The 22,615-nt window shown below is 59.2% G+C and carries 28 protein-coding genes; 7 read left to right on the forward strand and 21 right to left on the reverse strand.

Annotated features, from left to right (window positions below; genetic code table 11):
* Positions 1-3: 3 nt before the first annotated feature.
* From sctS to B347_RS0119070, 5 genes are read left to right on the forward strand one after another with little or no spacing between them, the layout of a single operon-like run.
* On the forward strand, positions 4-270 hold the full coding sequence (gene sctS, locus B347_RS0119050; RefSeq protein ID WP_019411293.1) for a type III secretion system export apparatus subunit SctS: 267 nt from the start codon (positions 4-6) through the stop codon (positions 268-270).
* Positions 270-1,064: a type III secretion system export apparatus subunit SctT gene (sctT, locus tag B347_RS0119055; RefSeq protein WP_019411294.1), complete on the forward strand. Its 795-nt coding sequence runs from the start codon at positions 270-272 to the stop codon at positions 1,062-1,064. Before sctS ends, sctT begins: the two co-directional genes overlap by 1 nt.
* Positions 1,061-2,137, forward strand: coding sequence for a type III secretion system export apparatus subunit SctU (gene sctU, locus B347_RS0119060; protein WP_019411295.1), 1,077 nt, complete (start codon positions 1,061-1,063; stop codon positions 2,135-2,137). The genes sctT and sctU overlap by 4 nt, the downstream gene beginning before the upstream one ends.
* Entirely contained in the window at positions 2,137-3,102 is a 966-nt protein-coding gene (locus B347_RS0119065; RefSeq protein ID WP_019411296.1) for a hypothetical protein, read from the forward strand. The genes sctU and B347_RS0119065 overlap by 1 nt, the downstream gene beginning before the upstream one ends.
* Positions 3,099-4,454: a hypothetical protein gene (locus B347_RS0119070; RefSeq protein ID WP_019411297.1), complete on the forward strand. Its 1,356-nt coding sequence runs from the start codon at positions 3,099-3,101 to the stop codon at positions 4,452-4,454. The genes B347_RS0119065 and B347_RS0119070 overlap by 4 nt, the downstream gene beginning before the upstream one ends.
* 1 nt (position 4,455) lies before the next feature.
* Here B347_RS0119070 and B347_RS0119075 read toward each other — a convergent pair whose 3' ends face one another.
* The 11 genes from B347_RS0119075 to B347_RS0119120 all read right to left on the reverse strand — a co-directional run bounded on the left by B347_RS0119075 (position 4,456) and on the right by B347_RS0119120 (position 11,611).
* Positions 4,456-4,815: a hypothetical protein gene (locus B347_RS0119075; protein WP_019411298.1), complete on the reverse strand. Its 360-nt coding sequence runs from the start codon at positions 4,813-4,815 to the stop codon at positions 4,456-4,458.
* Positions 4,816-4,820: 5 nt separating this feature from the next.
* Positions 4,821-5,030, reverse strand: a complete 210-nt coding sequence (gene hrpT / locus B347_RS26095) for an HrpT family type III secretion system protein (protein ID WP_081498318.1) — start codon at positions 5,028-5,030, stop codon at positions 4,821-4,823.
* Positions 5,027-7,123: a type III secretion system outer membrane ring subunit SctC gene (gene sctC, locus B347_RS0119080; protein ID WP_019411299.1), complete on the reverse strand. Its 2,097-nt coding sequence runs from the start codon at positions 7,121-7,123 to the stop codon at positions 5,027-5,029. Before sctC ends, hrpT begins: the two co-directional genes overlap by 4 nt.
* 1 nt (position 7,124) lies before the next feature.
* The gene (locus B347_RS0119085) at positions 7,125-7,553 is read right to left on the reverse strand and encodes a hypothetical protein (protein WP_019411300.1); all 429 of its coding nucleotides are present in this window, start codon (positions 7,551-7,553) and stop codon (positions 7,125-7,127) included.
* Positions 7,540-7,764, reverse strand: coding sequence for a hypothetical protein (locus B347_RS0119090; RefSeq protein ID WP_019411301.1), 225 nt, complete (start codon positions 7,762-7,764; stop codon positions 7,540-7,542). The genes B347_RS0119085 and B347_RS0119090 overlap by 14 nt, the downstream gene beginning before the upstream one ends.
* A gap of 123 nt (positions 7,765-7,887) precedes the next feature.
* Positions 7,888-8,481 carry an HrpE/YscL family type III secretion apparatus protein gene (locus B347_RS0119095; RefSeq protein WP_019411302.1) on the reverse strand — a complete coding sequence of 198 codons (594 nt, stop codon included), beginning with the start codon at positions 8,479-8,481 and terminating at the stop codon, positions 7,888-7,890.
* A 13-nt stretch (positions 8,482-8,494) separates the two neighbouring features.
* Positions 8,495-9,013, reverse strand: a complete 519-nt coding sequence (locus tag B347_RS0119100) for a hypothetical protein (protein ID WP_019411303.1) — start codon at positions 9,011-9,013, stop codon at positions 8,495-8,497.
* Positions 9,010-9,816, reverse strand: coding sequence for a type III secretion system inner membrane ring lipoprotein SctJ (gene sctJ / locus B347_RS0119105; protein ID WP_026014290.1), 807 nt, complete (start codon positions 9,814-9,816; stop codon positions 9,010-9,012). The genes B347_RS0119100 and sctJ overlap by 4 nt, the downstream gene beginning before the upstream one ends.
* A gap of 7 nt (positions 9,817-9,823) precedes the next feature.
* A complete protein-coding gene (gene sctI, locus B347_RS0119110; protein ID WP_019411305.1) occupies positions 9,824-10,189 on the reverse strand; it encodes a type III secretion system inner rod subunit SctI in 366 nt (121 codons plus the stop codon).
* Between the two features lie 58 nt (positions 10,190-10,247).
* Positions 10,248-10,601 (reverse strand): hypothetical protein, encoded by a 354-nt coding sequence (locus tag B347_RS0119115; protein ID WP_019411306.1) that lies wholly within the window; start codon positions 10,599-10,601, stop codon positions 10,248-10,250.
* 56 nt (positions 10,602-10,657) lie between these two features.
* Entirely contained in the window at positions 10,658-11,611 is a 954-nt protein-coding gene (locus B347_RS0119120; protein ID WP_019411307.1) for a sigma-54-dependent Fis family transcriptional regulator, read from the reverse strand.
* A gap of 825 nt (positions 11,612-12,436) precedes the next feature.
* Here B347_RS0119120 and B347_RS25625 point away from each other — a divergent pair.
* Entirely contained in the window at positions 12,437-13,813 is a 1,377-nt protein-coding gene (locus B347_RS25625) for a hypothetical protein (RefSeq protein ID WP_019411308.1), read from the forward strand.
* Positions 13,814-13,824: 11 nt separating this feature from the next.
* On the opposite strand, the gene B347_RS25245 is transcribed toward B347_RS25625, so the two are convergent.
* From B347_RS25245 to B347_RS0119175, 10 genes are all read right to left on the reverse strand, one after another.
* On the reverse strand, positions 13,825-14,265 hold the full coding sequence (locus B347_RS25245) for a CesT family type III secretion system chaperone (protein ID WP_019411309.1): 441 nt from the start codon (positions 14,263-14,265) through the stop codon (positions 13,825-13,827).
* Between the two features lie 73 nt (positions 14,266-14,338).
* Positions 14,339-14,950 carry a hypothetical protein gene (locus B347_RS25250; RefSeq protein ID WP_026014291.1) on the reverse strand — a complete coding sequence of 204 codons (612 nt, stop codon included), beginning with the start codon at positions 14,948-14,950 and terminating at the stop codon, positions 14,339-14,341.
* A gap of 44 nt (positions 14,951-14,994) precedes the next feature.
* Positions 14,995-16,014, reverse strand: a complete 1,020-nt coding sequence (gene murB / locus B347_RS0119140; protein ID WP_019411311.1) for a UDP-N-acetylmuramate dehydrogenase — start codon at positions 16,012-16,014, stop codon at positions 14,995-14,997.
* A complete protein-coding gene (locus B347_RS0119145) occupies positions 16,011-16,475 on the reverse strand; it encodes a low molecular weight protein-tyrosine-phosphatase (RefSeq protein ID WP_019411312.1) in 465 nt (154 codons plus the stop codon). The genes murB and B347_RS0119145 overlap by 4 nt, the downstream gene beginning before the upstream one ends.
* Positions 16,475-17,239 (reverse strand): 3-deoxy-manno-octulosonate cytidylyltransferase, encoded by a 765-nt coding sequence (kdsB, locus tag B347_RS0119150; protein ID WP_019411313.1) that lies wholly within the window; start codon positions 17,237-17,239, stop codon positions 16,475-16,477. The genes B347_RS0119145 and kdsB overlap by 1 nt, the downstream gene beginning before the upstream one ends.
* Positions 17,236-17,421 carry a Trm112 family protein gene (locus B347_RS0119155; RefSeq protein WP_003442540.1) on the reverse strand — a complete coding sequence of 62 codons (186 nt, stop codon included), beginning with the start codon at positions 17,419-17,421 and terminating at the stop codon, positions 17,236-17,238. Before B347_RS0119155 ends, kdsB begins: the two co-directional genes overlap by 4 nt.
* 26 nt (positions 17,422-17,447) lie before the next feature.
* On the reverse strand, positions 17,448-18,443 hold the full coding sequence (gene lpxK / locus B347_RS0119160; RefSeq protein ID WP_019411314.1) for a tetraacyldisaccharide 4'-kinase: 996 nt from the start codon (positions 18,441-18,443) through the stop codon (positions 17,448-17,450).
* A complete protein-coding gene (locus B347_RS0119165; protein ID WP_019411315.1) occupies positions 18,443-18,871 on the reverse strand; it encodes an ExbD/TolR family protein in 429 nt (142 codons plus the stop codon). The genes lpxK and B347_RS0119165 overlap by 1 nt, the downstream gene beginning before the upstream one ends.
* The gene (locus tag B347_RS0119170; RefSeq protein ID WP_033387999.1) at positions 18,868-19,503 is read right to left on the reverse strand and encodes a MotA/TolQ/ExbB proton channel family protein; all 636 of its coding nucleotides are present in this window, start codon (positions 19,501-19,503) and stop codon (positions 18,868-18,870) included. The genes B347_RS0119165 and B347_RS0119170 overlap by 4 nt, the downstream gene beginning before the upstream one ends.
* Before the next feature lie 148 nt (positions 19,504-19,651).
* Positions 19,652-21,868: a DNA internalization-related competence protein ComEC/Rec2 gene (locus B347_RS0119175; RefSeq protein WP_192812395.1), complete on the reverse strand. Its 2,217-nt coding sequence runs from the start codon at positions 21,866-21,868 to the stop codon at positions 19,652-19,654.
* A gap of 134 nt (positions 21,869-22,002) precedes the next feature.
* On the opposite strand from B347_RS0119175, the gene B347_RS0119180 reads away from it, so the two are divergent.
* On the forward strand, positions 22,003-22,518 hold the full coding sequence (locus B347_RS0119180) for a DUF2062 domain-containing protein (RefSeq protein WP_026014292.1): 516 nt from the start codon (positions 22,003-22,005) through the stop codon (positions 22,516-22,518).
* The last annotated feature ends 97 nt before the right edge of the window (positions 22,519-22,615 follow it).

The raw sequence follows: 22,615 nt of genomic DNA on the forward strand, positions 1-22,615 counted from the left end.
GGCGTGGAAGCATTGGAGCTGTTTAAGCAAGGCATGTTACTGGTGGTCATCCTCACCGCGCCGCCGCTGGGGGTGGCGGTACTGGTGGGGGTGCTGACGTCGCTGTTGCAGGCGCTGATGCAAATCCAGGATCAAACCCTGCCCTTTGGGATCAAACTGGCCGCAGTCGGCCTGACCCTAGCCGCTACCGGGCGCTGGATTGGCGTGGAACTGATCCAGTTCACCAACCTCGCCTTCGACTTGATTGCTCGCAATGGCGGCGTGCATTGATGCCCCTAGACGCCGAGCACCTGTTTGAGCTGATGCTCGGCACCGGGCTGGCCATGGCACGCATCCTGCCCTGCCTGATTCTGGTACCCGCTTTCTGCTTCAAATACCTCAAAGGCCCGCTGCGTTACGGCGTGACCATTGCGGTATCGCTGATCCCGGCCCCCAGCATCGGCCGGGTGCTGGTACAGGAAAACGATCACTGGTTTGTGATTGCCGGTTTGCTGCTCAAAGAATCGGTGCTGGGGATTTTATTGGGCCTGCTGCTGTACGCACCGTTCTGGCTGTTTGCCACGGTGGGTGCCCTGCTCGACAGCCAGCGCGGCGCCTTGAGCGGCGGCCAGCTCAACCCGTCGCTGGGGCCAGATGCCACACCGCTGGGCGAGCTGTTCCAGGAAATGTTGATCATGCTGGTGATTTTGTCGGGCGGCCTGTCGTTGATCACCCAAGTGATTTGGGACAGCTACCTCATCTGGCCGCCAACCGTCTGGCTGCCCGGCATGGATGTACAGGGTCTGGATGTATTTCTCGCTGAACTGAACCGCACGCTGCAACACGCCCTGCTGTATGCCGCGCCCTTTATTGGCGTGCTGCTGCTGATCGAGGCGGCCTTTGCCATCATCGGCCTGTATGCCCAGCAACTGAACGTCTCACTCTTGTCGATGCCCGCCAAGAGCATGGCGGGCTTGTTGTTTTTGCTGGTGTACCTGCCGACTTTGTTGCAATTGGGCAATGGCGAGATCACGCACTTTCTTGACCTCACGTTACTCCTTAAGCAAATGGTCCATGTGCCATGAGTGAAAAAACCGAAAAGGCGACGCCCAAAAAAGAACGTGATGCCCGCGAAAAGGGCCAGGTCGGGCAAAGTCAGGATCTGACCAAACTGCTGGTGCTCACGGGCGTCAGCGAGGTGTGTCTGGGCATGGCCGACGAGAGCATGGGCCGCCTGCAATACCTCACCGCGTTGCCGCTGCAACACCTGCATCAGCCCTTTATGAGCACGTTGTCCGAGCTGGGCGGCCAAGCCGTATCGACCCTGGTTTCGTTTATCGCATTGAGCGTCGGCGTGGCTATCCTCATGCGCCTTGTGGGCAGTTGGATGCAGATCGGCTTTCTGTTTGCGCCCAAGGCCTTGAAGGTTGATCTGGGCAAACTCAACCCGTTCGCGCAACTCAAGCAGATGTTCAGCGCGCAGAACCTGACCACCTTGCTGTTGAGCCTGCTCAAGGCGGTGGTTATCGGGGTCACGCTGTATGTGTCGATCAAACCGCTGCTGGGCACACTCGTGCTGCTGGCCGACACCGACCTGACCACGTACTGGCATGCCTTGCTGAGCCTGTTTCGCCATGTGCTGCGTATTACATTGGGGTTGCTGCTGGCCCTGGCCATGATCGACTTCGCGATGCAGAAGTACTTCCATGCCAAAAAACTGCGCATGAGCCACGACGACATCAAAAAAGAATACAAACAGTCCGAGGGCGATCCGCACGTCAAGGGTCACCGCAAGCATCTGGCCCGCGAGCTGCTCAACGCTGAACCGAGCAAGGCCCCCAGGCCTGTAGAAGACGCCGACGTGTTGCTAATTAACCCGACTCACTTTGCCGTAGCGCTGTATTACCGGCCGGGGCAGACGCCGTTGCCATTGATTCACTGCAAGGGGCAAGACGAGGAGGCGCTGGCGCTGATCCAGCGCGCACAGTTGGGCAAAATCCCGGTGGTGCAATGCGTCTGGTTGGCGCGCGCGCTGTTCAAAGTCAGAACCGGGCGGCATATCCCGCGTGAAACGCTGTTGGATGTGGCACACATTTACCAGGTGATTCGTCAGTTGGATGAGATGAGTGAAACGATCATTCGGGTTGAACAACCCTGATGTCCACTCAGGCAATTTTCACTATTTCCGTAGGCGCCAACACTGTGGATGCTCACCCTATGCATGCTTGCAATACGCAGCCCATCGATCATGCCTCAAGCCTTTGGCTGGAAAACGCAGCGACACAGCTGGGCGTACCTGCCAGCCTGGCCCGCGAATTCGCCCGCAACGCGGTCCTCGCCTTGCCCGGCCTGACCTTGCAACTCTCGCTGTGGCAACCCCAACCCGTAGCGCAATGGGTCGCGCTGGGGCTGTTGCCCCGCCCGGCGCACTGCTCACCCAGCGTGTGGAGTGAACTGCTGCTGCGGGCCAATTGCGCGGTATCGGCCATGAACACCGCCAGTCTGGCACTCAGCGAACAGGGCAACGGATTACTGGTGCTGCGCCTGGCCTCGCGCCCCGGCGCAGAACACCACGGGCTGGCCGATGAACTGGCCCAGTTAATGGCGATTGCCGAAAGCCTGGTGGCGGGTGCAACAGCGCTGGCAACACCCATCAGCCAGGCCAGTAGCGCCCCGACCACACCGCCAACAGCGTTTCAGCCAGACACCTCAACCCTGAACCTTGACTGGCATAGCCCTCTGCTGAGGCGCGCATTGCAGCACTTGGGCATCGACGCACCGACGCTTATCCAGACCGTGGGGGTGATTGTTGCCAATGCCCGCACCTTTGAAATCATCGCCGACAGTGACCAGCGCCATCTGCTGGTCAGCACCGCAATCGACACGCCTTTAATGACCCCGACGCAACGCGAGCAAGCCCTACAGGCCAACCTGCAATTGCTGCTGTTGACCCACTGCGCGGTGGTGCTGGCCCCGCACGGCAGCACCGTGCAAGCGCGCTGGAATAGCCAAGGACTGGCAGGCGAAGATTTCGCCGACTGGCTGCTGGACTTCGGGCAATTGGCCGACCGTTTTACCTCTCAACCTCTGCCTGCTGCCTCGGCGCCCAGGAACCCTGCATGAACATGACAACCCCCATTTGGGCCGCGGGCCTTGCGCCCCTGCCCCATAACATCCCCCTTGAACCGCTGCGGCGCCAGCCGACGCCCGATGAACTGGAACGCGGTGAGCCCGCCGCCGAACGGCCCGGATACACGGCCCGCGCCGCCGCTCAGGTGAGCGGATTGGCTCAAGCCTTTCATCGCCAATTTCTAGCCCCCGGCTACACAGCCGCCGGGGCCATCGGTAACAGTCTGCAGCACGCCGCCGTGCAAGCCTGGAGCGACAGCGCTGCCAACTTGCCATCAGGGCGCACGACCCTTGCCGCGGCCGGCCAAACCCTGCAACAAATGGCCACCTGCGGGGCGCCGACGTACGTGCGCGAAGTCATCTTTATGCACACCTACAACGTGCTGGCCGAGGGGTTGGCGAAAAAAAGTCCGACCGCTGCGCTCACGTTGCAAGCCGCAATCTCCGTCGCGTCGGTCGCGGCTCAGGTGTACCTGCGCCAACCACGCCTAGACCGCCTAGGCAGTGAGTCCAGCGTGGCGGTGCGCGGCCACTTCGCCTTGAGCGAAGCCAAATGGAATGCATTGCTACCCGATAAACAAGACGCCCTGCGCCAACACATGAAACGTGATTCACGCAACGTGACACGCAATCAAATTGCCGCCGAAGTGATCTATCTGGGCCTGGGAGCCTTAGGCGCCAGTCGCGGTGATGGCGCGCTAAGCGCACGCATTCTGGCGACCCAACTGCGCAACGTGATCTACGCCGTGGCCCGCGACACGATGCAAGCCAGCGTGAGCATGACCGCCACCCATGGCAGACGAAAAACCCACGGCATCAGTCAGGACGACATGGCCGTACTCGGCTGGGCGTATGCCGCCATGACCTTGAGCATGGGTTTTGTGCAAGACAGCGTCAGCCCCCATGTATTGCCGTCCGGCCAGACGCTGTCCAGCCCGGCGCTACTCGGCGCCGATCACCAGCCGTTGCACGGTGAAGTGCTGGCCGCCTCGATCCAGTCCCTGGCGAGCACCCGCGCAGCCTTCAACACGGTGGTTGCGATCCTCGACAATCACCTGCAAAAACACTTCGACACGCAACAGGCGGGTGCCACCCAACAGTTCAAACCGAGCCTGCCGCTCAAGGATTACGGGCGTGTGCTCGACCAGTCTGTTGCCCGTGTTGCCTGGACCAGCCTCGCCAGTGCCGTGAACATGGCCAGCGGTGAACTGCTGCGCGGTGTGCTGCCACGGGCGCTGGCGGGTTTTCTGGGCAACGCCAGCAGCGCCGCCGTCATGGGCCTGGCCTACCGCACCACCAGCCAAACGTTCCAGGCCCACGCCAGTGTGCGCAAGGCGCTGGCCTAGCTCAGCGCCCGGTATCGGCCAAGTAATCAAGCCCGGCCAGCATCAATTGATGCTGGCGGATGTTGTCCAGTGACGCATTGCCCTGCCCGTCTTCAGGGGCCGCATGCCACACCACAAAATCACGTTGCGAATCCAGAAACAGAAAATAGTCGGGAAACAGGTGCGACTGGGTAAAGCGCCGCTCCAGCGCGCCGCGCAACTGTTGGGGCTGCAAAGTGCGGCTGTCGATATGCAGCGCAATCCCCCAATCGTGATGCTCGCGGCGACTGATAAAAGAGATACCGGCAGCCACTGGCCAGATGGCCATTTTCTCGGCCGCTACCTGTTCGTAAAACTCCGCTTTCTGTGAAACTCGGATCATGATGTTCAGTCTCTTAATGGCACCACAGTAAAGTCTATTGGCCGCTGAGGGTTTTCCAGCCCAGAGCGCATGTCTTCAGGCCACCAAACCACCAGTTCCCGGGCATTGGAATCGGGGCGGTCGCAGGCCTGACCGGCGCATCCAACGGGTGCGGTTGCACACCCCGCCAGCGCGGCACAGCACCCGCACACCAGCACCCATACACGCGTTTTCATCGCGCGGCCTCCTTGAGCAATGAAACCCGTGCGGTGGCGTTGCCGGTTGGCGCTTGAGGCTGACGCAAGGCAACAAACACCTCACTTTCTGCGCCCGGTTGCAGCCAAGCATGCGGCCACACGCTGACCCCTAAGGCCCAGCGCCCGCCGCACGCGCTTTCATCAAAGCGCTGCGGTTGCGCACTGGTATTGCGCGCCACCAGCACCGCCACGCTCCAGTTTTTGCGTTCGTACCATTGGCTTCTCTGGTTATCGATGCTAATGCCCGGCTGTTTGCCACACACACTGGCGGACTCAAAAGGCGGCGCTTGACTGGCTACAAACCCTGCCGGTTGAAGGTCATTGAGCAACTGGCTAAAGGCCCGCTGAACCTCGCCCCGCGTCGGCTTTAGCGCATTATGGCGCTCGTCAATGCGCTCGACCGCAGCGTCAACATCGTTCGAGTTGCCACTTTCAACGTAGCGCGCAGGGTCCACCTGATCGCCTATCAGGCGCGGGGTCAAAATAAACAAACGTTCGCGCTTATTGACATGGTGACTGTTGGAGGTAAACAGCGCCTTGCCAATCAGCGGAATACTGCTGAGCCAAGGGATTTTGCGCACTTTGTCGTTAGTTTCCAGCACATGAAAACCGCCGACCACCAGCGATCCATGCTCGGCGATGACCGCCTGGGTGCTGACATTGCCCGTACGCACGCTGGGTTTGGTGTCATCCAGTACCGATGGCTCGATCTGCCCGTCCTCAATATCCAGGATCAACTGCACCTGCGACTTGCCATTGTGTTGCAGCGAACGCGGGATCACTTGCAGGCTGGTACCAGCAGTTATCGGCTGAATATCAGCAACGCGCTCGCCGGTTGCCGTGAGGTATTCAGTGCGGCTGAAATCAATCACTGCGGGCTGGTTTTCCAGGGTCAGAATCGACGGGTTGCCTACCACAGTGGCTGCACCCTTGCCTTCCAGCGCATGAATGGCCAGCGCAAAACGCCCGGCATTCTCGGCTGACAGCGTCGAGTTGGAGCCCGACTCAAGCAATGAAGCTGAGACATTGGTGCCACCGGCCCAGACGTTCCAGTTGCTGGATAACTCGGCCAGTTCGTCGCGATTTATATCCAGAATCACGGCATCGATTTCAATCAGGTTACGCGGCACATCGAGCTCCCTGACCAACCTCTCATACAACGCTCGACGCTTGGGCAGGTCGTAGATCAGCACCGCGTTATTGCGCACGTCGGCAGTCACCCGTACAGGGGATTTATGCGGGGCGTTTTTTTGCGAACGGGCGCTGGTGCCCGCTAGGACGCGGTCTAGACCTTGTTGCAAGTTCTCGTTGTCCACGCTGCCTAGCAACGTCGAACCGCCACCATAGGCATTGCTGCCCGTAGCGGCTGCGCCCATAGCGCCCGATGCTGCCCCTTGCAACACATTGAGGGCATTGAGAGCGGCGCTCGAATCATTGCGCGAGCGGTTGTCGAGCAGGTCTTGTAACAGGCTGGCCACCCCGGCAACGGTCAGTTGTTCATCGCGGTACTTGATGGTGCGGTCAGCGGCGTTGGCGTAACGCAAAGCAAACACCATGACATCCTGCTTTTCATCGGGTTTGTCCACCGACTTGCTGTAGTCGCGCACCCACTGCACATACTTGGGCGGCCCACTAACCAGCACCACCCCTTCATCCGGGAGCACGCCCCAGCCGAAACGGCTGTCGAGCAAGCCGAGGTCGGTCAGTGCGCCCTTAAGGTCATCCACGGCGTCGGGCGACACCTCGATCCGCGCCGAGGTCTGATCGTCGGTGGCACTGATGTGCAACGTGTCGTTGTAAACGAACCACTGAAAGTGATGTTCCTGGCCCAAGCGATTGAGGAACGCTTCGGGGCTGTCTGCGCGAATACGCCCGTCCACCACCCCATCGATGGGCGCCATGTCCAGGCTGATATCAAACTCTTTGGCGAACGCTTGCAACGTCGCCGCCAAAGAACTTTGCTGCGCGTCGTAGCTGTAGGCCGTGTGCTTCCAAGCGGGCGGCGTGACGGCGAATGCACCCGCACTTGCCGCCATCAACAGGCACGGTAACCACCGCAAGGCGTTATGCATTTCACACTCCAGGGTGCCAGGTAGGAAGGACTGAACGCGGTTGGCCGGGAGCCGGGGCGAATGAGGTTTTGTGCATCAGGCTGAGCAAGGCTTCGCGTTGATTGGCCAGGCTTTGCAGCAGCCCCACGACGTGTCCGCAGGTACAGGGTGACGCGAGCCAATGCACCAGCACCAGGCATTGCGTGTCCGGGTCTATGGCGAGTGCGCCGTCGCAATGGCAAGCCACGCAGACCGCGCCCTGGCCAAGAATGCCCTGTAGGCGTTCCGGGGCACTGGCGTCATAGGGGTCGAGCACGTCAATGCTGCAACGTATGCCGCCCTCGACAAAGGCGAGTCGGGCGTTGGCGTCATCGATCCAGCAATCGAGCGGGGTTGTCGTGCGGGCCTCGAACCACTGGGCCAGCACGGCGACGAAGTCATTGAATTCCATCGATGATCGACTTGGTGATGCCGTGTTCGGCGCGCAGCCCTTCGCTCATGACGGAGGTGGCGGTGGCCATTTTTTGCGCGGCATCGGAGAACGCCCTGAAGTCTTCAATATTGCCGCTGTCTGCGGCTTCAATGGCGGCGTCGTCGGTGCCGCCTTGGGTGCGGGTGAAGTTATGGTCGAGGCGATTTTCCAGGGATTTGAAGCTGATCATGAAAGGGGTTCCACAGACTCAAGTGATGGGAAGTGTGTGGCGTAAAGCCTGTTGCCGGTTCCACGCGTGCACGTCATTACCTGCGAATACAGATGGGGGCAAAGGTGGCCGCTGTACAGCGGTTTAACGAGCCACTTCAGCCGGACTGCCCGGCACGCTCAAGCAGCGCTGCAACCCTGCCCAGTCCAGCTCAAACTCGCCGTTGTCACAGCTCAGGCGCAGCGCATCAACCGCCAATGAACTGTCCTCGCGGACCTGCCACACCGACGCATAGCGGCTGGCAGTCAGCCACGCCTGAACCTGCGCCCATAACTGCGGGTGACAACTGACGGTAGCCACTGCCGCGAGCGTCTGGCTCGCGGCCAAATGCGTCAGCAATACCCGAGCACGCTCACCCGGCGGCGATTCCTCGAACACGCGTTCAAGCGCCCGGTTCAACAGCTGTCCGGACGCCTCTACAACCGCGTCGTGCAGGGTTTTCCGCTCAGCTTCAAGCCCCTGCAAAAAGCCACCGGCCTGCTCCCAGAACTGCGCCAAGGCGTCGTCCAGAACTTGCTGACGCATGGCGTGTGCCTCAACCAGCAGTGCCTCGGCCTGTTCCCGCGCACGGCTCAGAACATCGACCGCAGCCTGCGAGTCACGAAACTGCTCAAACCGAATAATCTGCTGGCCTTGCGGGCCTTGCCCACCGACCGACATCCTGCGGCGCACTAGCATCCACATGCTCCTTTCACGTGCTCACCCGCCACAACACGGCACGCCACAGGGCGTCGAGTTTTCGCGCAGGCACACCCTGCGCCGGGGCCAGCGTTTCATCAGGCGACCAGCCCAACCGCAGCCGCGCCCAGCAGTCAGGCGTTAACCAACTGCCCAGTAAGGCCCGTGCATCGATCACCCGGTCATCCAGCCAAAGCCCCGGACGCAGCGCTTTGGCCACGCCCCGACACCACGCCCAGTCCTCTTCACTGCCGGTGTGCGGGTCGTTGGACACGGCACAACAGATCGTCTGAACCAGCCACAACGCCTGGACCTGTTGTGCCGCGTTCAATGACAACCAGTGCATAACCTCGGCAACTGGTGGCGGCGGCGGGCTCGGCGTCACGCCTAGGCATTGCAGCAGATCAGCGTGCCGACTGCGCGACAGGCCGCTCAAGGCTGCAACCGCCTGCCCAGACACCCACGGCTGCCAGCCCGGATGCATCCAGCGCCACGTGCAGCACCACCAGTTGGCCCAGTCGGTGTCGCTCATAACGGCGTTGGGTAGTTGGCCGTGGCGCGCCGGCGTGGGCGCAGGCGGCCCAGTAACGCCGCGCGCCAGTCAGCCCGGATCAGCAAGGCGACGCACAGCAGCACCAACATCACGCCCAGAGGCAGTACTAGGCACATTAGGTTCCAGAAACCCAAGTCGCGGCTGTCGATAAAGAACGGCCCAAACGGGGTCAGGTTTTGCTGATCTTTGAACTCCACGGAGGGCACAAAAATAATCGAGAATTTTTTCGAGTCGCTAGCATCCTGACTCATGCCCGGAATACTGCTGGCCACCATCTGCTGAATACGCCCGCGCACACTGTCGGGGTCCAGCACAGACGCCGCGTATTTGATAAACACCGCCGCTGAAGCGGGCTGCACGGGTTCCCCCGGCGCAATCCGTTCAGGCAGCACCACGTGAACCCGCGCCACGATTACGCCGTCGATTTGCGACAAGGTCGATTCCAGCTCTTGCGACAGCGCATAGATGTAGCGGGCGCGCTCTTCGAGCGGTGTAGAAATCACCCCTTCTTTTTTGAAGATGTCGCCCAAGCTGGCACGTGTCTGATGCGGCAAGCCTGCGGCATTGAGCACCCGCACAGCGCGATTGATGTCGCTGGCGGCAACCAACACGGTGACGCCGGTTTTCTGTGCTTGCTTGTGGGCAACGATATGTTCATCGGCCAAGGTGGCGATGACGTCGTTGGAGTCCTGCTCGGTCAAACCGCCGAACAGCACCGTGTCGTCTCCACACCCCGCAAGTAATAACAGAACTAAACAGACCACCCAGGCACGTACGTTCACGCAAGGCCTACTGCAGGTTGGTGAGTTTATCGAGCGCTTGAGCACTCTTGTTCACCACCTTGGTGGTCATGGCCATTTGTAGCGAGTACTGGGACAACGAACGGCTCATCTTCACCACGTCCATCGGCTCTGAAGAGCCAGACGCCGCTTTCATGGAACGCATGGCCTGTTGGGAGAGTTTTTCCTGGGAACCTAGGCGCTCCGACAGTGCGCTCATAAAGCCTTCAGCCAGAGGGCTGGAGGACGGGTTGTTCAGCGCGTTGCTGAATAAGTCCGCATCCGCTTGCGAAGGTGCCGACAGCGGTTCGTGATCGGCCACAGGTGCGTGCTCAAGGGTAAAACCCTTGACAGAATTGACGTTGGAAAGGGTCACAGCGTATCTCCGACAGTCATCATGCAAGCCCTCCGAAACCCGGAGGGCTTAGGGATGATTAATAACTGATGCCCTTAGCGGTCTGGGCAACGTTGGAGATTTCTTTGTTGGCGGCGTCAGTCTGCGCCGAACTAACGGCTTGCATGGTGTTGCGCTGCTCGGTCTGCATGGCTTGCTGGCCTTGGAACATGATCATGCGGGCAGATTGGGCGTCCTGCATTTGCATCATTTGCAACGAGGCTGCCCCCGCCTGACCGCCGCCCGACAGGTCGGTGGTCTGTGCCTGGTTAGCCGCATTGCCCGCCGATGTACTGGCTGCCTGGGCAATACCGCTGAACGCCGTGACACCCACATCAGCGGCGTGGCCGGCTGCGCTGGCGATACCACCTGGCATGCGGAAAGGATTTGTCATGCTAGTCACTCCCAATAATTACTCGCCTGAGTGCGAGTTATTAATGGGTGGAGAAATCATGTATTCAGGTTCCAGTTTTTTTCATGCGCAGCGCTTTTGCCGCACTTTCCCAGGCTTTTGATGCGGTGATACAGCGTGCGCCGCGGCACCCCCAACTCCACGCAGGCAGCATCCACACTCTGACCATGGCGCTTGAGTGCCTCCTGGATAAGAATGCGTTCAATCACCCGCAATTGCGCCTTTAGGCTGTGGCTTTCTAGGTCTTCATCGGCCTCGACACCCAGCGACGCCAGCCCGAGGGCAAACCGCTTGGCCGCAGACTTTAACTCGCGAATATTGCCAGGCCAGGAGTGGCTAAGCAGTGATTGCATCAGCCCGGGCGATAGGGTTTTCTGGCTACGCCCAAGGTCTTGCGCGGCCGAGGCCACAAAGGTTGAGAATAACGGGAGGATTTCTTCGCGACGCTCGCGCAGGGCAGGCAACTGGATAGTCAGCACGTTGAGGCGAAAATACAGATCGCGGCGAAATTTGCCTTGCTCCACTAGGTCTGCAAGAGAGCTTTGCGCAGAAGCGATCACACACAAGTCCAGTGGGATTACGGTGGTTGAACCCAAACGCTCAATGGCCCGCACCTCCAGTACCCGAAGGAGCTTGGCTTGCAGACTCAACGGCATGCTGTCGATTTCATCGAGGTATAGCGTGCCGCCCTGCGCCGCCTCGATGTAACCCTTGCGCGATCGATTGGCCCCGGTAAACGCCCCGTTGACCACACCGAACAGCTCACTTTCGGCCAATGATTCTGGAATCGCGGCACAGTTCATGGCGACGAAACTGCCTTTGCGTTCGGACAACACGTGAATACGCTGGGCCAGCGTGTCTTTGCCGGTGCCCGTTTCACCTGACAACAGCAAATCGATACCCAGCACTGAGGTGCTTTGAGCAATGATCTTTATGTTAGGCGTTTCATGTTCGCTGTCAGACCCGCAATAAAAAAAATCATACACACCCATAACTACCTCCCGACCAACCTGTTTTATTCAGTCCTCGTCCTTAAGGCTGCGCTATAGACATGCAATCACCCCATCACCGTTAGACGGGTTATAAATCGACTGGCAATTTAGTGTGATCAAACGTGGGATACAGAGTCCAGAAGAACGCGCATGACACACCGCCGTTCATTCTATTAGGGCGTTAAACGCATTAAACAGACAGAGACACTTATGCCGAGCACACACGACTATTCCATGGCGTTATGGCTGGGAAACTTACTGTGCCGACGGGTAGTAATAGTGCTAAGAACGCTGCTGTTGCCAAGTCGTATTACTGCCAGAAACAACGACCCTACGCAGAACCGCAAAGCGGCTGAGATGATCCCGCCTCAGCCCGGTATCAGGGCGCTATAACACAGTCAATTAAACAAGACTTACACACAGGCACTGAAAGCAATAGCACGCATTATTGGATCCAACTTAAAGACTAACTGCCACAAGCAGCTAACTTCTGACACCGCAAAGAATACAGTTGAATCGCAGACTGTCAATCGCCGTACTTCACATGAAACTGTGAACCCGCCTGCGTTTTTCAGCAAAAAAATCACCCAACTGTTAACCCTTGAATGTAACGCTTATATGAATAATTAAATCTTCATGGAACTCAATCCGAGCGACTCGCCACTGATAACTTGCCGCATTCTTTTTTACACAACAAGTTAAGACCCGCTTATCAAGTGTTTGATAAAAGAACGGTGCCCGATGCGTACGTTGTTCACGCCATAAACATTATTTACGCGCTGCCGCGCTGTCACGAACCTCCCTCACTGTGCGAACGAGATAACCATGCCTCTGACAACCCAAAGCCTCCCGTTTCTCGGCAGTCCTGACCTGTACAACAGCGGCGACCCCGACCATCGTGTGCCGATTTACCACGTGTTAAGTCACCCCGCCATTGCGTCGGTCAGCTCACGGCACAACGTGCGTGTGAAGCACGTGTCAGCCGGGCAAATGGATGCCTTGCTCGTTGCCAATCAAGCGATCGATGACACGTGGAAAATCCTTAATAGAGGGTCGGGCAATCAGCAACGGCATCTGATTAGCACCGAAGGTGACTCGTTCAAACGCACGATTCTGGCGCGGGCAGACTACCAACAGCATCAGCAGGATTGGCCAGGCATCGCCCGCACAGCGGCGCGCTTTGAAGCCGGTAACTGCGGCGAAATGGCCGCTGTCTGCGCGTTGCTCTGCGCAAGCTCAGGGATCAATCAGCCCGTCTCGGTACTGAGTTCAAAGATTCACGACCACGCGGTCGCGCAAATTGGCGACCCTCGTGTGAGCGATAAAACCGTGATCGTCGATGCCTGGCCAGAGTTCGGGCGCGCCATTCGCACCAAGGACTTCACTTTGCTAGGCCCACAACCTGACGTCCAGCACACCTATCTACCGCAATATGCGGCGCCGCAAGAGCGCACCCGGTTGCTGTACGACAGCAAAGTCAGTCAGAAAGAAATCGACAAAGACTTCGCCACGCTTTATCCCAACAGCCCCAAAGACGGCAAAAAGCTGCTCAACGAGCTGTTGCTGACGGCCCCTACCTACGCTCAACAACACGGCGCCAAAAACTTGGGCTTGCGTTACCAAGGCGAGGACAGCGTGGGCCGGTCCCATCAAGTGGACCTCAACCTGTCTGAGGCACAGTTCAAGCAACGCCTGATTCAGTTGGGTATCAACCCGAAAAACGGCAAACCGACACCCGGTAATCGTCGTCCGCACACGTCGGCCATGGAGAGCCTCAAGCACGCACTGGGGCTCGGCCGCGCGCGTACTCGCTCAATGAGCGCCGCACCGCCGCCGATTACGGTGGCCTGGCAACCTACCCCGCCAGCCCTGCCGCCACTGTATTCAATGCACCCTGGCCCTGAACCGACGTGGCACGCAGCAGCGCCTGCCCCCGCCGCAACGTATGTGCGGCCACGGCATGCGTCCATGACCGCCCCGCCTCCAGCTCTGGCGCCAAGGGAGGTCCGCGGGAGGGCGCCAACAAGCCGCCGAGACCGGCCGGCCACCGCCGACTCACACGTGCGCAATGAGGCCGAGGCTTCACGCACGCGTCGGTATGCGTCGAGAGACGGGCATCGCATGGCCACGCAAACGCGCCGGGAACATGCTGACTCGTTCATTCTCACGATGCGACGCTTGCACAGCCGGGACCCGGCTTAAGGGGACTAACGCTAGCGCGGTAATCGGCTGTCGGTACGTTTGGCAGGCGCCTGCAGCGGGCTTGCCAACCAATCACGCATTTTTTGCGCCTGCTCGATATAGCGCTCAAACAGACGTTGCAGGGCCGTGCTGTCGAGCATCACAAAGGGTTGGCGTGCCCACAGGATGACCTTTTTCTGCTCAACGATAGCGCCCGTCAAAATCGGCGGGTGCTCAAGCCCCAACACATTGGTTTGCAGGAGGATGCCCAAGGTGTACGGGTCGTCGAAACGCTCAGCGCTAATGGGCAACAGACAACTGACCGTCAGAAAGTCAGATGGCGACTCACTGAATTCCACCCTCAGGTCATCGTGCAGGGTCATGACGTAGCTCGTGCTGTCGTCCAGACGGCGGGTATCAAGGTTCATTGCCCGGAAAACCGGGAGCAGGATTTGCTTCAAGCGACTTGGCACAGTTGAGCTCCAGGGCAGCGGGATTGTTCAGCCATACAGTCAGTGGCTGTCAAGGCCGCCAGGTTCCCTGGTATCAGAAAAACCAGAACGAGCGGCGGCCTTTCTCCAGCTCATCACGGCACTGGTTCAGTTGCGCACCATAGGTTTGCGATTGCTGCTGGACTTTATTCGCCACCTGCATCAGCCAGGGTTTGGCGCGGTAGGTGTTGCGACTGTAACCACCTCGCCCTTCGTGGTACGCCAGATACTGGTTATACGCGTCCCACTTGGAAATCCCCAACTGCTGCTGGGTGCCCGCTGTGTACCAGCCAATAAACATGATGGCATCGGCATAGTTATCGCGAGAGCCTGAGCTGCCCATGCTTGTTTCAAAGTCTTTCCAAGCAGGAGGTTGAGCTTGTGCGTACCCGTAGGACGGGCTGACCCGGCCCCACGGGATAACCCACAAGAGGTATGCGCGGGGCGGAAGGGCATCGGCAACAAAGCTGCTTTCTTGCTTCATGATCGCCATCGCCACGTTAGGCGGCGTGCCCCAGCGACTCTGCATCGCCACCGAGTCCTTGTACCAGGCCGGGTATTGGCGATAGATGTTACAGAGGTTGTTTGGGTCCCTGGGCGGGGCTGTCGTGCACCCGGTCAACGCCACCAGAGTTATCGCTAACGCACAGAGTGGTAGGTGTTTCATTAATCATCCCGTGGGCGTGAATACTGCAAGCTGGGCGCAACCCCTTAATAGACGTTGGGTTCCATCTCCAACTGCACTGCAAACCGTTGTGCAATATCAGCTTGAATCCGCTGCGCCAGGGCCAGCAACTCTAGGCCTGTGGCCGAGCCATAGTTCACCAGTACCAGCGACTGCAAACGATGAACGCCAGCATCCCGTTCACGAAAGCCTTTCCAGCCTGCCGCTTCAATCAACCAGCCTGCCGCCAGCTTGACCTGACCATCTGCCTGCGGGTAGCCAATCAATTCAGGGTGCGTGCGCTTTAACTCGGCGGCCAACACTGCCGAGACCAGCGGGTTTTTAAAGAAACTTCCGGCATTGCCCAGCACCGCCGGGTCCGGCAATTTTTCGCTGCGAATACTGCTGATCGCGCGACTCACATCACTGGCCGTCGGCTGTTCGATGCCCTGCTCGGTCAGACGCTGACGCACGGGACCGTATTCCAGATGCAAGCGCGCCACACGGCTCAGGGCAAATCTCACCCGCAGAATTAGCCAGCGTCCCGGCTGTTGCTTGAAGACGCTGTCACGGTAGCCAAATGAGCATTGCGCCAAGGTGAAATCACGCAGTTCACCGGTTTGCCGATCCAGTGCCGTCAGACCAGCAAAGACGTCTTTGATCTCAACACCATAAGCACCAATGTTCTGCATGGGCGCAGCGCCCACCGTGCCGGGGATCAAGCTCAGGTTTTCAAGGCCAGACATGCCTTGCGCCAAGGTCCACAACACAAAAGCGTGCCAGACCTCCCCCGCTTCGGCTTCAACCACAACCCGCTCGCCATCATCCTCAAGCACACGAATGCCGCGACTGGCCATGCGCAACACCAATGCGTGAACATCGCCAGTGAGCAACAAATTGCTGCCGCCACCGATGACTAACAACGGCAGCTGATGATCGACTGCATACTGCAACGCTTCGCGCACGTGCGAGTCAGTATGTGCCTCGGCAAACAGGCTCGCCCGTACATCCACGCCAAAGCTGTTGAACGGCTTCAGTGACGCATCAACCTGCAACTGCACACTCATAAACGTCCCTTCAACTCAATCACCAGCAGGTCGCAGGCACGCTCGACCAGATCCAGCACTTCTTCAAAGCCCTGCTCGCCGTCGTAGTAAGGGTCAGGGACTTCATCTTTGACCGCCGCATAACGCCGCAAAAACAAATCAAGCTCAGCCTTGGCCCCTGCTGGCTGCAAGGCCTTGAGATCGCGAAAGTTGCTCTTGTCCATCGCCAGAATCAGGTCGTAGTGATTGAAGTCGGCAGCGCCGACTTGCTGCGCACGTTGCGCCGACAAGTCATAACCTCGCTCTTTGGCCGCCCGCTGGCTGCGCACGTCAGGCGCTTCGCCCGCATGCCAACCGCCTGTCCCGGCAGAGGCCACCTCAATGCGCTCAGCTAAGCCTGCATCGCGCAATTTTTGGCGCAACACGCCTTCTGCGGTGGGTGATCGGCAAATATTGCCTAGGCAAACAAACAGAACCCGCATTACCCCTCCAGCAAACGCCGAACGCGTTCAAGGTCTTCAACGGTATCAACACCGGCTGGCGGCGCTTCGAGCACATCGGCAACGTGAATCCGCACACCATGCCAAAGGGCGCGCAACTGCTCAAGACGCTCGGTGTTTTCGAGCCAGCACGGGCCCCAACTGACGAAGTCATGCAAAAAGCCTGCACGGTAGGCGTAGATGCCAATGTGGCGACGGTAAGGCACACCGGCCGGGAGTACGTCCGGCTGCTGGGCAAAGTCATCGCGAGCCCACGGCAATGTGGCACGGCTGAACGTCAGCGCCAGCCCGTTGGTATCGCTGACCACCTTGACCACGTTCGGGTTAAACAGTTGCTCGACGTCTTCAATCGGCTCAGCCAGAGTGGCCATGCTTGCTTCGCTGTGCGCGGCCAGGTTGATTGCCACCTGATCGATCACCCGCGGCGGGATCAGCGGTTCGTCACCCTGGACATTGACCACGATGGCATCGCTGGCCAAGCCCAGTTGCGTGGCGACCTCGGCCAGGCGATCGGTGCCCGATTCATGGTCAGTTCGGGTCATCACGACTTCGGCGCCAAACGCCTTGCAGGCCTCAACAATGCGCGCATCGTCGGTGGCAACCACCACCCGCTGCGCACTGCTTTTACAGGCCTGTTCCCAGACGTGCTGGACCATCGGCTTACCGGCAATCATTTGCAGCGGTTTGCCAGGCAAGCGGGTCGAGGCAAAGCGCGATGGAATCACCACTGTAAAAACCGGAATCATTTATCCAGACGCTCATCAGTGCTCAGGGTACGGGCTTCGGTTTCCAGCATAACCGGTATGCCATCACGGATCGGATAGGCCAGACCGGCCCCCTTGCTGATCAGTTCGGTTTTGTCGGCGCTGAGTTTTAGCGGGCCTTTGCACACGGGGCAAGCGAGGATATCGAGCAGTTTGGTGTCCATAAGGGTTCCCTGAGATTAAAGATGAATTAGGGCAAAAGACGCTGTAACTGTTGATCTAGCCAAAGGGCAAATACCTCTGACGGAACAGCGTCTACCGCCAGGTACCACCAGTTCGGTGACGCAAAGTCGCGGCACTTCACGGCGTCCTTTTCGGTCATGACCAGTGGCAGTGACGGCGTAAAATTCAAGACCTCGGCGCTGTAGGCCGCATGGTCTGCGAAAGCGTGGGCAACTGGCCGCCAGTGTAGCGCTTCAAGGGTAGTGAAGAAACGCTGCGGATTGCCGATCCCAGCCACCGCGTGCAGGGCTTGGCCAGGCGCAAAAAAGTCCAGCGGCTGGCGTTCACCGCTGCGCAAATTGATTAGCGCAGTGGGTTGCAACTTAAACCCAAAACCTGCCTGGGGGTCGCTGTGTGCGCCGTTATACAACACCGCATCGACGCTTTCTAAACGCTCGGCGGGCTCACGTAACGGCCCGGCAGGCAGGCAATGGCCGTTGCCCAAGCCTCTGGCGTTGTCGATCAACACCAGCTCTAGGTCGCGGGCCAGCCGATAATGCTGCAAGCCATCGTCAGACAGAATCAGGTCCAGCGGTTCACTGGCCAGCAAGGCTTTAACCGCACGGCTGCGATCCGGGTCAATCATCAACGGCACACCGGTGCGCTGCACGATCAGCAAAGGCTCATCACCCGCCTGTGCAGCGCTTTGCTGCGCCGTGACGCGCCAGGGAAAGGTTGGCGGCTTAGCACCATAACCACGGCTCACCACGCCGACCCGCAGCCCCCGACGCTGACAGTGTTCGATCAGCCATAAAATCAATGGCGTTTTTCCGGTGCCACCCACGGTGATGTTGCCGACCACAATCAGCGGCACAGGCGGACGATAAATCTCGCCTTCTCCCGCCACAAATCGTGCACGCTTGCGTTCAACCACACGCCTATACAGGCATTCCAGAGGCCTCAACAAAGTGAGGAGCGGGTGGCCGGTGTACCAGGCACGCAACAAACGATCGGACATGGCCATCAGGGAGTCGCCTGCGTCTCAACAGTGGTCATGCGCAAATGGCTAAACCCGAGCTTGCCGGCTGCGTCCATCGCCGTGATAACGAACTGATGCTGCGCCTTGCCGTCTGCACTGATCGACACCGCCAAGCTGGTGTCACCACCCGAGGCGGTGCGCAAAGCATCCATCAAGCTGGCCAAATCGTTTTTCGGCAACAGCTGATTGTTCACCGAGAACACCCCGTTGGCACTGATGGCGATGTCCAGCAGCTTGGTGTTCTGGTCCTCGCTTGGCGTGCCGCTGACGGCCTCAGGTAAATCGACGCGCAGCTGCGTTTCGCGGGTAAAGGTGGTGGTCACGACGAAGAACAGCAGCAGGATAAACACCACATCGATCAGCGACGCGAGGTTAATGTCGACCGTTTCTCGTGGCTTGCGGCGAAACTTCACGCTTTGCCCCCGACCATATCGACTTCGCGGTCGCCCTGCACCACTTCAACCAGTTTGATCGCTTCTTGCTCCATGCCGACAACCAACTCGTCCACTCGACGCTGCAGGAAGCGATGGAAGAATACGGCCGGGATCCCCACCATCAAGCCTGCCGCAGTGGTGATTAGCGCCTTGGAGATACCGCCCGCCAGCACCGCCGCATTGGTGGTCATGCCCGTGCCCATGAAGGCGCTGAAAATATCGATCATGCCCAATACGGTGCCCAACAGGCCGAGCAAGGGCGCCATTGCGGCAATCGTGCCCAAGGCATTGAGGTAGCGCTCCAGCTCGTGGATAACCCGGGCGGCGGCTTCTTCGATGCACTCTTTCATGATCTCGCGACCGTGTTTGGAGTTCGCTAGGCCAGCGGCCAGAATTTCACCCAGTGGGGAATCAGCACGCAGCAGCTTGAGTTTTTCTTTGTCCAGCTGTTTGTCTTTGATCCAGACCCAGACTTGCCCGAGCAGGTGCGGCGGGGTCACGCGGCTAGCGCGCAGGGTCCACAGGCGCTCGACAATAATGCCCAGCGCGGCAACAGAACTCAGAATGATCGGCAGCATCATCCAGCCGCCGGATTTGACCAGTTCCCACACAGTGACAATCCCCTCGAAAAAGTGCGCCACTTTACCATAGGGGCAGCCACGCTCCCATGACGTATACACCCTAAGAGTGTGTGCCGCTCTCTGGATAACGGGTTGCTGTGCAACCCTTCGCAGCCTTCGGCAGCGACTACGGTTTTGTTTAGTCCCGCCAAAACCGCCGCTGATCGCGCTGACTTTCGGCCACGCCAAAGGTGCCCAGCCGAAAACGGATTGCACCCTGCTCGGCGCTGTCCAGAATGGTCATGCCCAACGTTTTATAGCGCGCCATCACCTGTGGGTGCGGATGACCAAAGGTATTGCCGTGCCCCCGAGAGATCAAGATCGTGACAGGTGACAGTTTTTTTAGAAAAAACGCTGAAGAAGAGGTGCGACTGCCATGGTGCGGCGCTTGCAGCCATTGCGTGGGCACCGCCAGCGGGCTGGACATAAAAGCCCGCTCAGCCTGGATGTCTATATCCCCGGTCAAAAGCAACCGTTCGTCGCTGGCTTCAACGTGAAGTACGCAGGATTTTTGATTGCCGTCGGTTGCACCGGACCATTGCCACAACGAAAACCTAACCCCGTCCCACTCCCAACTGGTCCCGCTCGCACACGGTTGCGCCTGCAGCGACTCAGGCAATGCGGGCACATCGCCACTCACCACGCGTTTTACCTTGATGGCTCGCTGCACCGCCAGTGCGCCGCCCGCATGATCCGAGTCGGCGTGGCTAAGCAGCATCATATCCAACGTGCCAATGCCCAATGATCGCAGTGCCGGGACCACCACCCGCTCACCTTGGTCGAAGTCCCGGACTTTAGGACCTGCGTCATACAGCAGCGTGTGATGCTGTGTGCGCAATACCATCGCCAGGCCCTGCCCGACATCCAGCTGCACGACCTCGACTTGGCCATGAGGGATCTGCTCACGTGTGGCAAATACGGCCAACAAGACCAACGGCCAACCCAACGGCCTGAGCACCATTCCAGCGGGCAGCAGCAGGATCACTGCGCCCGCCGCACACAGCATCCATATGCCCATCGGCACCGTTGCAGGCGACCAGGGCGAGACCATGTCGGCCAGCCATGTCAGGCCATGGATGAGCCCGTTGAGTAAGCCGCCCGATACCCACAGCAGACCGTCACCCAGCCAAGGCACCGGCAACAACAAGGTGCCCAACAAGGCGGTGGGCAGCACCGCCAGACTGATCCAAGGCACCGCCAGCACATTGGCCAGCGGCCCGCTCAGGCTGATGGGCAATCCCAACATCCACAACATCGGGAACAGCCCCACGGCGATCAAGCCCTGTGGCCGTAGCCACATAGCCTTCCAGCCCCACGGGCCGAGGCGCGAGCCGAAGGTAAACATCAGCACCGCGACCGCTGCGAAAGATAACCAAAACCCCGGCATCAAACTTGCCAGCGGCTCGGCGATCAACACGGCATTGAGCGCCACTAAAAAAGGCAGCCACACGCCCAAGTGGCGGAACCGCAAGCGCCATATCAGCACCAGCCCGAGCATCACGCAGGCCCGCTGAACCGGCACCTCAAAACCAGCAAGCAAGCCGTAGCCCAGCGCCCCCGCAAAGGCTAGACCACAGGCCCAAGGCAGCCACGACAGCTGTCGCGGCCACAGACCATAACGCGCCAGCAAAACGACCAGCCCGTAGATCAACCCAGCAAACAAGCCGATATGCTGCCCCGATATCACCAGTAAATGCACCGTGCCGGTTGCTTGCAACAGCGCCCAGTCCTCGCGGCTCAAGCCCGAACCGTCGCCCATGACCAGCGCCGCCAGCCACGGCGCCCGGCCATTGGCATCGCTGTGCAGCAACTGCTGACGCAAGCCGTCGCGCCAGGCATAACCGGCTGGCGCCAACAGCTGACCCTCTTTGATAGTGCCTGTGGCGCCCACTCGTTGTGCCAATAACCAGGCCTGAAAATCAAAACCTTGAGGGTTCAACAGCCCTTTAGGGCGTTTGAGGCTGACCGCCAATCGCCAACGCTCGCCACTGTTTACCGCAGGCCCGCCGTACCAACTTAGACGCAGCGTCGAGGGCAGTTCGGCATGCCGTGATTGCGCGCCTTGCAACTCAAAGCGCACGGAGGCATCAGAACGCTGCGGCAAGCCGACAACCCGCCCTTCGACCCACAGCGTTCGACCATCCAGCGCGGGTGCCAAACGATCATCAAGCGCCCACTGCCCCGAAACACAGGCCCAGCCCAGCCCCAACAGAAACAATCCGAGCGGGTAAATGCGCAATCCCAACAGCAACAGCCCTGCTCCCAGCAGCAACAGCACCCATTCAAGGGCGGGTATCACCGGTAAATAGCGCAACGCAATCAAGCCCGACGCCAGCGCCAACATCCCTGTGTGCATAACCCGATCCAAAGTAATCCTTGCCTTCGGATTAGTCGGGATTACGTGTCCGGGACTAAATAATTGTCACAAAGTCTGAATAGTCAGCCTGCAGAATTTGGGCATACTGCCCCCTTGCTCCGAGCGAGAAGCCTATGCCACGGCGTTTAATCAAGCGTTTCATGCCAGATCCGGCCCGCATAAGGGAACACAAATCCTTACGCTTCTTGGGCACGCTGTTGCATGACCCAAACCTCTGGCACCTCAATCGCCATAGCGCTTCAAGGGCTATGGCTGTAGGTATTTTTGCCGCCTTTATCCCCATCCCCTTCCAAATGCTGCTGGCCGCCTGTCTGGCGATCACAGTGCGCAGCAACATGCCAATATCGGTCAGCCTGGTGTGGCTGACCAACCCGATTACCATGCCCCCGGTTTTTTATGGCACTTACCAACTCGGTGCTTGGCTGATGAACGTCCCTGCGCGCAGCTTGTCCGATGAACTGACGTGGGAATGGATCAGCAGCCAACTTTCAACCGTATGGCAGCCGTTTTTGTTGGGATCAGTGGTGTGCGGTGTGGTGCTGGGAGGGGTGGCTTACGGCCTCACCATGCTGTATTGGCGATGGTGGGTAGGCCGTCAGTGGAGGCGCCGGAAAAACCAGCGCACATGATAAAGGCCCCAAGTGGGGCCTTTATCATGCAGGGGGATTGAGAGCTTTGGGGGCATTGAAATAACGGGTTGCTGCGCAACCCTTCGCAGCCTGCGGC

Origin of the sequence: Pseudomonas psychrophila HA-4, assembly GCF_000282975.1 — a bacterium.
In the GTDB taxonomy this organism is placed as follows: domain Bacteria; phylum Pseudomonadota; class Gammaproteobacteria; order Pseudomonadales; family Pseudomonadaceae; genus Aquipseudomonas; species Aquipseudomonas psychrophila_A.

What these genes read in the sequence shown, in the direction of transcription:
- B347_RS0119065 (WP_019411296.1), top strand. Translation starts at nt 2,137, where the DNA reads ATGTCCACTCAGGCAATTTTCACTATTTCCGTAGGCGCCAACACTGTG.
- B347_RS0119155 (WP_003442540.1), bottom strand. Translation starts at nt 17,421, where the DNA reads ATGGACACCAAACTGCTCGATATCCTCGCTTGCCCCGTGTGCAAAGGC.
- B347_RS0119095 (WP_019411302.1), bottom strand. Translation starts at nt 8,481, where the DNA reads ATGCTAGTGCGCCGCAGGATGTCGGTCGGTGGGCAAGGCCCGCAAGGC.
- B347_RS0119075 (WP_019411298.1), bottom strand. Translation starts at nt 4,815, where the DNA reads ATGATCCGAGTTTCACAGAAAGCGGAGTTTTACGAACAGGTAGCGGCC.
- murB (WP_019411311.1), bottom strand. Translation starts at nt 16,014, where the DNA reads ATGAGTGTGCAGTTGCAGGTTGATGCGTCACTGAAGCCGTTCAACAGC.
- sctU (WP_019411295.1), top strand. Translation starts at nt 1,061, where the DNA reads ATGAGTGAAAAAACCGAAAAGGCGACGCCCAAAAAAGAACGTGATGCC.
- B347_RS0119180 (WP_026014292.1), top strand. Translation starts at nt 22,003, where the DNA reads ATGCCACGGCGTTTAATCAAGCGTTTCATGCCAGATCCGGCCCGCATA.
- kdsB (WP_019411313.1), bottom strand. Translation starts at nt 17,239, where the DNA reads ATGATTCCGGTTTTTACAGTGGTGATTCCATCGCGCTTTGCCTCGACC.
- B347_RS0119090 (WP_019411301.1), bottom strand. Translation starts at nt 7,764, where the DNA reads ATGATCAGCTTCAAATCCCTGGAAAATCGCCTCGACCATAACTTCACC.
- B347_RS0119070 (WP_019411297.1), top strand. Translation starts at nt 3,099, where the DNA reads ATGAACATGACAACCCCCATTTGGGCCGCGGGCCTTGCGCCCCTGCCC.
- hrpT (WP_081498318.1), bottom strand. Translation starts at nt 5,030, where the DNA reads ATGAAAACGCGTGTATGGGTGCTGGTGTGCGGGTGCTGTGCCGCGCTG.
- B347_RS0119120 (WP_019411307.1), bottom strand. Translation starts at nt 11,611, where the DNA reads ATGGGTGTGTATGATTTTTTTTATTGCGGGTCTGACAGCGAACATGAA.
- sctC (WP_019411299.1), bottom strand. Translation starts at nt 7,123, where the DNA reads ATGCATAACGCCTTGCGGTGGTTACCGTGCCTGTTGATGGCGGCAAGT.
- lpxK (WP_019411314.1), bottom strand. Translation starts at nt 18,443, where the DNA reads ATGGCCATGTCCGATCGTTTGTTGCGTGCCTGGTACACCGGCCACCCG.
- B347_RS25250 (WP_026014291.1), bottom strand. Translation starts at nt 14,950, where the DNA reads ATGAAACACCTACCACTCTGTGCGTTAGCGATAACTCTGGTGGCGTTG.
- B347_RS0119085 (WP_019411300.1), bottom strand. Translation starts at nt 7,553, where the DNA reads ATGGAATTCAATGACTTCGTCGCCGTGCTGGCCCAGTGGTTCGAGGCC.
- B347_RS25625 (WP_019411308.1), top strand. Translation starts at nt 12,437, where the DNA reads ATGCCTCTGACAACCCAAAGCCTCCCGTTTCTCGGCAGTCCTGACCTG.
- B347_RS0119115 (WP_019411306.1), bottom strand. Translation starts at nt 10,601, where the DNA reads ATGACAAATCCTTTCCGCATGCCAGGTGGTATCGCCAGCGCAGCCGGC.
- B347_RS0119175 (WP_192812395.1), bottom strand. Translation starts at nt 21,868, where the DNA reads ATGCACACAGGGATGTTGGCGCTGGCGTCGGGCTTGATTGCGTTGCGC.
- B347_RS0119100 (WP_019411303.1), bottom strand. Translation starts at nt 9,013, where the DNA reads ATGAGCGACACCGACTGGGCCAACTGGTGGTGCTGCACGTGGCGCTGG.
- B347_RS0119145 (WP_019411312.1), bottom strand. Translation starts at nt 16,475, where the DNA reads ATGCGGGTTCTGTTTGTTTGCCTAGGCAATATTTGCCGATCACCCACC.
- sctT (WP_019411294.1), top strand. Translation starts at nt 270, where the DNA reads ATGCCCCTAGACGCCGAGCACCTGTTTGAGCTGATGCTCGGCACCGGG.